Origin of the sequence: Vibrio sp. V33_P6A3T137, from assembly GCF_009904835.1 — a bacterium.
Classification (GTDB): Bacteria; Pseudomonadota; Gammaproteobacteria; order Enterobacterales; family Vibrionaceae; genus Vibrio; species Vibrio metschnikovii.
Map to the genome: position 1 here is coordinate 1 of NZ_WXWK01000041.1, position 10,244 is coordinate 10,244.

Here is a 10,244-nt window from a genome sequence, read left to right on the forward strand (position 1 = left end):
TTTTGAGTAGTCTATTTTTCTGGCGCTTCAGTTGTCTCTCGTCGCGTTCTTCTTTCGCCCTTAACCATTTATCAAACTGCACTTGCATCTGTTTGATAAGTTTCTCAATTTCAAGGGATTCGGTAGCTTTCTGATGTTGGTATTGCCAAGTTGATAGCCGACGTCCTTTTTCTTTTTCAATTGGTTCATAGCTTCGATAATCAATACCAACATGTTTAAGGACTGACTGATTAAAAGCTTGTTTTATCACCTTAGTGGCTTTCTTTTGCTGTAGTTCCTTTAGAACTCGCTCGCCAATTACTTTACCGATTATTAGATGAACATGGTCGCCACTTCCCTTGGTGCCGTCTTGGTTTTGTTGGTGAAGCACTGCACGAATTTGTTGTCTGTATTGAGCGAACTCAGATTTATTCAGCTTGCAGAGCTTCGCTAGAGCTAAACAGCAATCTTTTACGATTGACTGCCATTGCTCCTTAGACGGACGGTAACCTTTTGGTAACGTAAGGCAATACTCCATAGCATAGCTCGATAACGGGCGACCGCCTCTGCGGTTATAAAGGTGTTGGTTGAGTCTGAATTGTTCACCTGTAAGGGCGATTCGATTTGATGTTTCAGCACAACCGAAGATAGATATCAGATCGTCGGTGTACTTGTGGTTCGCATGTGTTGTATTGAGCAGGTAACGTTCGCGCATCATTACGCCATCAGTGCCGAGGCGTACTGGTTGTGTTGTTACCGTCCAGTTTTTAAGCATGAGATATGTTTTCTATAAACATAGAAAATTATTTTTGCAGATTCAAATAACTTAAAATCAACTGGTTATGATGGGGGGGGGGTTCCAGATAGTACAACGCTTCGCGTTGTCCGCTGGCAAGAGGGAGACCCCTCTTAACTCCCCTTTTGAAAAACGTAAATTTGCAGCAGCCTAAAATAGTTCTTATGCTTATAAGAAACACTATGGACAAACCTATCCCATCTTCCGACCTTATCGGTTACATCATTGAACTTGAACAGTTTGAATCTACAACGCTTGAAGACCAAGTCATACAAAAGGCAGAGAACGCAGGCTTTTTAAACGTACACGATGAGTCTTACATGCCTAAATTGCGTTGGATAAAGAAAATCGTTAAGCATGCTGAAGATGCATTTAATCTAGAAGCAGTCATTGATAGTGAACAGCCGCTTGAGCTGAATATGTCGACGTTCAAGCAGCTTAGACAAGAACGCGAAAAGCGGGTAAATGATATTTTGGAGTTGTTAGCTAAGCATGTGATTGATGCCGCTCCTGCATACAAAGGTTGATATGATTACGTTCTATTTGAGCACCTGAATCGGTGCTCTTTTTGTATGTCTCAAAATTTAGGCTCAAAAATAGATTGAGCAAGCTGTCCATATTACAATGCAACCAATGTCATTAAGGTTGTATAAAGCATGAATAGCGTACAAATAGAAGAAAATGTTAAGAGCTTGGTAAAACAAGTATCAAGCCAAGAAATCTCAAAAGATGATTTTATCTACGAGCTATTGTTGGCTTACGGGCATCGTAGGTCAGTAATCAGCCGTGTTAAGTCGGGTGAGCGTAACCTAGCTAAGAGTGCTGGTGAGGTAATTTTAAAGCGTCATCTGTACTTCAAACCATGCACCTCAAACTTGTTCGCTGAAATTGATGCTCTAAAAAACAGCAAAACGGTGGCTATCAATAAGATTCGTTTTGTTGTTGTTACTGATTTCTCTCAACTCATTGCTATTGATACTAAGACTCAAGACACGCTTGATATCGAGCTTGGTCAACTAGCGAAGAACTTCGATTTCTTCTTACCTTGGGCGGGGATGGAGAAAATGGTTTACCGTGGTGAGAATCCTGCGGATGTTAAAGCTGCTGAGAAAATGGCAGATTTCTTTGACCACATCAAAGCCACTAACTACCCAGTGAATGCAACCAAAGAGCAACTGCATGAAATGGTGGTATTCCTTAACCGCTTGCTTTTCTGTTTCTTTGCCGAAGATACAAAAATCTTCTCTGAGAACCAATTCACGAATCTATTGAACCAACACACGCAGGAAGATGGTTCTGATTTGGTTGGTGTGTTTGAGCGTTTATTCGACGTTTTAAATACACCTGCGCATCAGCGTAACGATTTACCCAAATACCTTAATGACTTCCCATACGTGAATGGTGGTTTGTTTAAGACACAGATCAAAGTGCCTACGTTTGATGCCAAAGCTCGTCGAATGCTATTGGATTCTGGTTCTTTAGACTGGTCTGATATCAACCCAGATATCTTCGGTTCTATGATTCAAGGTGTTGCCGACCCAGAAACCCGCAGCAAAATGGGGATGCACTACACATCAGTATCAAACATCATGAAAGTGATTGAACCGTTGTTCTTGAACGATCTTTATGAAGAGTTTGATAAGTGTAATGACAACATCAACAAACTAAAGAAACTTCAGGTGCGTCTAAGCCGCATTAAGTTCTTTGACCCAGCGTGTGGTTCAGGCAACTTTTTGATCATTACCTATAAAGAAATTCGAGAGTTAGAAATTGAGATCCTAAAGCGCATTCGTGAACTTGAGGGCGAGTCGGACTCAGGAATGATGGGGTTATTTGACGAGTCTCATTCGGCAATCCGTCTTGACCAGTTCTATGGTATCGAACTTGATGACTTTGCTCATGAGATGGCAATTCTTTCTCTTTGGCTAGTCGAGCACCAGATGAACATGGTGTTTGAGACCGAGTTTGGTTACACGGCACCAACCCTCCCTTTGAAGCAAAGTGGTCGAATTGTTGCTGGAAATGCCACTCGTATTGATTGGGAATTAGTTTGTTCGACAGACGACCAAGATGAAGTTTATATTCTAGGTAACCCTCCTTATATCGGAAATAGGTATCAAGAAAAAGAACATAAATCCGATTTGGAAAATATTTTAAGTAGTGTAAATTTAAAAAAATCTAAAAATTTAGACTATATTGCATGTTGGTTTATAAAGGCAGAAAGTTTTGTTAGAAATAGACCTAAGTCAGCATTTGCATTTGTTACAACCAGTTCAATATGCCAAGGAGTGCAAGTCGAATTACTATGGCCTTACCTTTTAAGTAATGGGGCGTTTATTCATTTTGCATATCAACCGTTTAAATGGAAAAACAATGCGAAAGATAATGCTGGCGTTTCATGTGCAATAATTGGAATTAAATCTAATGATCCATCCAAACAAGCCGAGCTTTACAACGAACGCTCTCGATTAAGTGTAAAAAATATTAATGGTTACTTGTTGGCTTCTGAAAATATAGTGGTAACAAAACGTCTTAAACCATTAACGCATAGATTGAAAATGGATTGTGGTAGCAAGGCAACAGATGGTGGAAATCTCCTGATTTCTTCAAGTCAAATTGACGAGGTAAAAAAAACACTCGATGGAACAAAGTTTTATGATTGCATAAAACCAATTGTGGGTGCAGAGGAGTTTTTAAATGGCTCTAAACGGTGGTGTTTATGGTTTACTGGTTATTCTCTTGAAGAGGTTAAATCAAATTACTATCTAAATGAGCGAATTAAAGCATGTAAAGCGTATCGGGATGCCAGTACAAAGAAAGCAACGAATAAAAAAGCATCGATTCCGCATCTTTTTGATGAAATTAAACATCGTGATGCTAACACTATATTTGTGCCAACGGTAACGTCTGAAAAACGAAAATATTTACCTGTAGGTTATTTAGATAGTAACCAAATAGTGATTGCTCCAAACAACGCTGTCTATGAGGCTGATTTAATAACATTTGCTATTCTAAGTTCTAGAATGCATATGGTTTGGACGAAAACGGTTTCAGGGCAGTTAGAAAGCCGAATTAGATATTCATCTTCGCTATGTTATAACAGCTTTCCGTTACCTACAATATCAGAGAATAACAAACAGCGTCTTGAAGAGTTAGCTTTAGATATTTTAGAGGTAAGAGAGAGCTTCCCTAATTTAACAATTGCAAAATTGTATGACTCGAAGGGGATGCCTCCTGAGTTACTTGAAGCACATCAACGACTTGATTCTGCTTTTGAAAAACTTTATCAACGTTCATTATTTGACTCAGATGAAGAACGCTTAGAAGCCTTATTCAAATTATACTCTGAGCAGACAGGGGGATCTGATGCCTGATTTAGTCCATGTAACTTACGCCCAAACAGGTGAAAGCACCAACACCAACGATATGGGGATGCGAGCCATGCAGGCTCGCGCTTTTGAGCAACGTGCAAGCCAATACCTATTGATTAAGGCTCCGCCTGCTTCTGGTAAATCTCGTGCCTTAATGTTCATTGGTTTAGATAAGCTTCACAACCAAGGCATCGATAAGGCGATTGTTGCCGTTCCTGAACGTTCTATCGGTGGCTCTTTTGGCTACACCGAGCTAACGAAATACGGCTTCTTTGCAGACTGGAACATCAACCCGCATTACAACCTATGTACGTCTGTCAGCAATCAAAGCAAAGTTAAAATATTTAAGGAGTTTTTAGATAGTGATGAGCGCATTTTAATTTGTACTCACGCTACCTTGCGCTTCGCTTACCAAGAGCTGGAAGACACGGCTTTTGACAATATCCTGCTGGCAATCGATGAGTTCCATCATGTTTCTGCTGATGGTGACAACGTGTTGGGTGATGTGTTGCGTGCGCTTATTGAGAACAGCACCGCACATATCGTTGCGATGACGGGTTCTTACTTCCGTGGGGATAGTGTATCTATCCTGACCCCAGAAGATGAGATGAAGTTTGATAAGGTTTCTTTTAACTATTATGAGCAACTGAACGGCTACCAATACCTTAAGTCTTTGGGAATTGGCTACCACTTCTACAAGGGGCATTACCTTACTGCAATTGAAGAGGTGTTGGATACCGATAAGAAAACTATTGTTCATATCCCTAATGTAAACTCTGCTGAATCAGGCAAAGACGACAAGTATGAACAGGTAGCAGCAATCTTAGACATTATTGGTGAACACCAATTCACTGATCCTGAGACTGGTGTTATTCATATCAAGCGTAAGGAAGATGGCAAAATTATCAAAGTTGCCGACCTCGTATGGGATGAAAAAGACAGAGAAAAAACCCAAGCGTTTTTACGTGACATCAAGCATGAAGATGACATTGATATCATTATTGCGCTAGGCATGGCGAAAGAAGGCTTTGACTGGAGTTTTTGTGAGCATGCTTTGACGATTGGATACCGCAACTCTTTGACTGAAATTGTACAGATTATTGGTCGTTGTACTCGTGATAGCCACAATAAAACTCATGCCCAATTTACCAACTTGATTGCAGAACCTGATGCTTCAAGTGATCAAGTCAACTACGCCGTGAACAACATGCTCAAGGCAATCACTTGTTCTCTCCTTATGGAGCAAGTGCTGGCACCAAACTTTAAGTTTAAAGCCAAATATCCAGCAGATAAGGATCCAACACCTCCGGGCGTGATCAGTATTGGCGGTTTAAAAGAGCCAAGCACTAAGCGTACTAAGCAGATATTAGAAACAGACCTTGATGATCTAAAAGCCTCTATTTTGCAGGATGACAACATCGTGAAAGCCTCAGCAGCAGGTCACGATCCTGAAGTTATCAACAAGGTGTTGATCCCTAAACTTATCGAGAAGAAGTATCCAGATCTCTCTAAAGATGAGATTGAGGAAATTCGTCAACGAGTGGTTGTGGACTCGGCGATCTCAACTTCTGAGATTAAAGAGGAGGGGGGCAAGAAGTTTGTTCGTATGGCGGATAAGTTCATCAATATTGATGAGCTACACATTGACCTTATCGATCAGGTCAACCCGTTCCAGAAAGCATTTGAGATTCTGTCAAAAGCAGTTAACACCGACACGCTAAAGTTGATTCAAGACTCTATCGAATCGACTCGCATGCAAATGTCCAAAGAAGAAGCCATTGCACTGTGGCCGAAAGTTCAAGAGTTTGTGAAAGAACACAATCGACAGCCAGATCTTAACTCTCGCAATGGTCGTGAGCGTGAGTTGGCTCAGTGCATTATCTATCTGCGCCGCCTTGCTCAAGAGCAGGCAGCACAAGCTCAGAAAGAGGCAATGTAGATGGAAGATTGGCTGAAAGATATCCTTGCTTCAGATACCCAAGGCTTATTAAAAACTAAACCTAAATCATCGGCACCAACAGCCGATGATCACTTAATTACTAAGTTTAAGCAGATTAATGAGTTTTTTGACAAGAATGGAAGAGAGCCACAGGCGAATCGTGGTAATCCGATTGAGCTGATGCGCAGCAAAAGCCTTGAGTCTATCCGGAATAATGAACAGCATTGTCGTGCGCTAGAGCAGTTTGATATTCATGGGCTTCTACCTCGATTCGACGAACCTAAACCGGATTCTATTGAAGCGATACTTGCTGATGACGCACTAGGGATATTGGATCTGCCTGATGACAGCATCTTCAATCTCAAACACGTTAAGAAGACCCTAGAAATGCCTCGTCATGTTGCAAAGCGTAAGAAGTGTGCCAACTTTGACGACTATGAGCCTCTGTTTAAACAGTGCCATACTGACCTTAAAACAGGTGAAAAAGAAGCGGTTCAATTCACTGGGGAGCAGCAAATTCAAAAGGGTATGTTTTTCATTCTTCATGGCATCACTTGTTATGTATCTGACATGGAAGAGAGGCAGAAGAAGAATGGTAAGGTAAATGCTCGACTGCATCTTGTTTTTGAAAATGGCACGGAATCAGACATGCTACTGCGCTCATTGGCCACTGAGCTATACAAAGATGAAACTGGTCGTCGTATCTTGAATAAAAGAGATAAAGCGTTAGATGAGCTATTAAATATCACTCATGATGATCAAAAATCTGGGTATATTTACATACTAAAATCTTTAAGTAGTGAGCCAGAGATTAACAGTGTGAATAACCTCTACAAGATCGGTTACTCAACTATTCCTGTAAAGCAGCGTATTGCCAATGCGGAGAATGAGCCAACGTACCTAATGGCACCTGTACAGCTTGTCTCTGAGTTTGAGTGTTACAACATGAAAGCTAATAAGTTCGAAGGTTTGTTGCACACTTTCTTTGGACATTCTTGTTTGGATGTGAAAGTGGCTGATCACAAAGGGATCGCTCATACACCGAGAGAATGGTTTATTGCTCCCCTAGAGTGCATTAAACAAGCAATACAGATGTTGATCACGGGTGACATCGTTAATTATCGTTATGATGCTATAACTCAGCAGATTGTGGAGAGGTAGCCGAGTAATGTTTGATGAGTTTGGCACGCAAAAGGACTTGTTTCCGATTCAGGCACACCTTGATGCGATGGGTATTCAGAGAATGTCTTTACGTTATTTGTTTGCTGAGGGCGTTCTGTCATTTGACCCCGATAAAGTAGAGCATTTGAGCTTAACTCAGATTTTGGAACTCAAAGTTCTAAAGCCCTTTATTCTTGTTGATGCGAGAATAGAAGAGATTCGTTCAATTGTTGAACTTATTGGGCTTGTTAATGTTGATACCGAGGGACAGTATTACTTTGATTGGACTAATCTATCATGGGTAGAAGTTGTTCAAGAAGATGAATCATCTGAGGTTTGCTACCGCTTTATCGATAATTGTGAAGACAGGCAGGAGTTGCAAGAGTTAAAAGATGCCATTGAATTTCGCTTAAAAGAGAGCTTGTGACCCAATACTCCTCAAACTAACTAAACTACCCAATCAAGGTCAGTTTGGGTAGTTTAAGTTGTTTTTTACGCTTGACCTTATAATGCTAAGCGAAACATATTTTGATGGTGAAGATTGGCATGTGTATAACAAAATTGGACTTGAGTATCATTGGGCTTCACTTGAAAGATACCCTGTGCTCCAATGCCTCTCAAACGAAGAAAACTACCCAATCTAGACTAGTTTGGGTAGTTTCAGTAGTTTAGGTTGCTACGTCAGGGAGATTAGCTGCTTGTTATGCTGGTGCTTGGTTACAGCAATTGGTGCTTTAGGTAATTCTTGCAAGAATTTCAACACATCACTAAGCTGTTTGGATGTGTATTTTTTCCCAAAAGCTTGTTGTAACGGCGTACGAGTGATTGGTTGACCATCGTTTTTAGCTACCAATTCCTTGATCTTGTTTAGGATCTCAAGCGCTTGAAGATTCCTCTGTTCAGCCTTGTAAGCAGCAGCTTCGGTACCAAAAACATACCTTACTGATTCATGCCAATAGTCAATCCATGCCAAAGACGCTTTCAGATGATTTGCTGTTAATACAGTTGTCATATCTAGTACAGCGAATAACATTGAAAACATTGTGGCATAATGTGGTGCCCGAGTCATAAGAGATTGTTCAATAGACCCGCTTGCACCTATTTGTTTTAGGTCACTGTATTTTTCGTACCAAAGTTCTTTATAGCAATCACTCATCGTTAGAACTTTAGGGCTTTCATGGCACCAATGCATAATTTCATTCAATTTCTTTGCATGTTTTTGAAGTATTTCAGCTTCAGTTACTTTTGGAATCGGTTGATAAACTGGTGGTGTTCCGGAGAAGATAGGAAACCTATTAATAAAACCATTTGAAATAGAAACTGAATCCAATTTGGCAACCAACTCTTCAGGGGTAATTTGCCCTAGAATACAGATATCAGGATTAGTACACCTAACACGATCTTTTTTGGTCATTGGTTCGAGTGTATCACCGTCAAATGTTTTACGGATACTGCTGCTCAAGATGCTAGTTGGCGCAAGACATTTGACGATTACATTGTAAAACTCTGGTTCTGTTACTAAAAGCCTCTTATCGTCGACGCCTTGCTGAGATTCTCCATTGTCATTAGTGATACTATCGCGTAGTTCATAGGCGATGCCCTCACCAGTTGATAATCCACCGGAAAAAACTCTTGCATATACAGGGAGTCCAGATTGAGCGCTTACAATATTGTCACCTAATTGACGTTTGGCTTCGTTAAATAAAGCATCAGCTTGTTTCCCTGAAACGCCTTTGCCACACCCAGTTGGAAGAACTTGTAGAGAAAATAAACGAATTACAGTGTTTCCAGCAGCAAAAGGTAAAGTGATATATGATGCTGGTATAGCTGCTGCTATTCCAATCATAATGTTATTCGCTAAGAATTCGCGCTTTGCTTCAGTTCCATCGGTTAAATCAATAGACATTTTGGAAAGTGGGCCATAATAACCTTCTGAGCGCAGTTTTGGTGGAATTGCAACCAGTTCATTTTCTTTGAAATTTGTTTTATCAATAATAGGTTCAGGAATGTCATCAATAGATGGTTGAGTGACTTCATCTGAAGGTGTAAAGTATTTCTTGATATGGTTAAACATATTTTCCTCTAATGTTTTTGTTTTCAATAGTGGCCTAATTATCTATATGCTAATTAGGCCTGAATTTTGAAAGTGATAGTTTAGTTGTAAAATGGCTTTATATTTTCAAGGTGAGAGTCATCAATTAACTCTACGACTTCTAATAGTTTTCTTGGTTGAAATTTCTTTCCGTACAGGTCAAAAGAAATTGAGTTATGGCTATGACCAAGTAATTCCTCCACAATAGATTTGGAAACTTCTTTCCTTTTTAATTCTGAAGAGAATGTATGTCGGAATGAATGAGCATCAAGACCTTTACCTAAGCCAAGTGATGCTCTACGACGTGCAAACCATTTCGATACGCTGTGAGAGTAATATCCATTTTTTGCCTTCAACTCATCAAATAATAAGTTAGTGTTTTTTGACTTTACGAACTCAATGAAACCACGTTCTAGCAAAGCGGAATGAATTGGAATAATACGAGCTGAATGCATATTCTTAACTCGTTGCCCATCGTTGTTTTCATGAATAATAAGGCACCAAATATTATCTATTAATTTAATATCTTCGCGCCATAGCTGACACAATTCATTTAAGCGAGCACCTGTTAGTCTTAGTAGCAGTGGAATCCAATAATAATAACTATGTTTAAACTTAAAACTGGTGTAATCATCCATATGAAAGATTGACGTCAGTTGTTCATCGTTGAAATCAAACCTTACATCTTTTGCTCTAGGCTTCAGTGTTGGCAGTTTATAAAAGTGATTAGTTTTAATATATCCGTGTGATACACACCAAGTGCAGAACGTTGACATGCATTGGATGATGCCTTTAATCGTTCTTGGGCTTAGTGTCGGTTTACCAAGAGTTTTATTCAACTCGATTATTTCTAATGGCTTTAGTCCTTTAAAATCAGCGTACTTTTTTACATTCTTAGGATAATAT

The 10,244-nt window shown here is 39.9% G+C and carries 8 protein-coding genes; 5 read left to right on the forward strand and 3 right to left on the reverse strand.

Annotated elements, in window-relative coordinates:
- The coding region (locus tag CAG60_RS03190) for a hypothetical protein (RefSeq protein ID WP_161438275.1) at nt 1–754 on the reverse strand (754 nt) is incomplete at its 3' end.
- Nucleotides 755–957: 203 nt separating this feature from the next.
- Here CAG60_RS03190 and CAG60_RS03195 point away from each other — a divergent pair.
- The 5 genes from CAG60_RS03195 (at nt 958) to CAG60_RS03215 (ending at nt 7,673) form a co-directional block, all read left to right on the forward strand.
- Complete coding sequence (locus CAG60_RS03195; RefSeq protein ID WP_161438276.1) at nt 958–1,302, forward strand: hypothetical protein; 345 nt, start codon at nt 958–960, stop codon at nt 1,300–1,302.
- Nucleotides 1,303–1,431: 129 nt separating this feature from the next.
- Entirely contained in the window at nt 1,432–4,149 is a 2,718-nt protein-coding gene (locus CAG60_RS03200) for a class I SAM-dependent DNA methyltransferase (protein ID WP_161438277.1), read from the forward strand.
- Nucleotides 4,142–6,085 (forward strand): DEAD/DEAH box helicase, encoded by a 1,944-nt coding sequence (locus tag CAG60_RS03205; RefSeq protein ID WP_161438278.1) that lies wholly within the window; start codon nt 4,142–4,144, stop codon nt 6,083–6,085. Before CAG60_RS03200 ends, CAG60_RS03205 begins: the two co-directional genes overlap by 8 nt.
- On the forward strand, nt 6,086–7,246 hold the full coding sequence (locus CAG60_RS03210) for a GIY-YIG nuclease family protein (RefSeq protein WP_161438279.1): 1,161 nt from the start codon (nt 6,086–6,088) through the stop codon (nt 7,244–7,246).
- A gap of 7 nt (nt 7,247–7,253) precedes the next feature.
- Nucleotides 7,254–7,673: a hypothetical protein gene (locus CAG60_RS03215; protein ID WP_161438280.1), complete on the forward strand. Its 420-nt coding sequence runs from the start codon at nt 7,254–7,256 to the stop codon at nt 7,671–7,673.
- A 249-nt stretch (nt 7,674–7,922) separates the two neighbouring features.
- On the opposite strand, the gene CAG60_RS03220 is transcribed toward CAG60_RS03215, so the two are convergent.
- Together CAG60_RS03220 and CAG60_RS03225 are read right to left on the reverse strand one after the other, a co-directional pair.
- Nucleotides 7,923–9,320 (reverse strand): DUF3987 domain-containing protein, encoded by a 1,398-nt coding sequence (locus CAG60_RS03220; RefSeq protein ID WP_161438281.1) that lies wholly within the window; start codon nt 9,318–9,320, stop codon nt 7,923–7,925.
- A gap of 80 nt (nt 9,321–9,400) precedes the next feature.
- The coding region (locus CAG60_RS03225; RefSeq protein WP_161438282.1) for a site-specific integrase at nt 9,401–10,244 on the reverse strand (844 nt) is incomplete at its 5' end.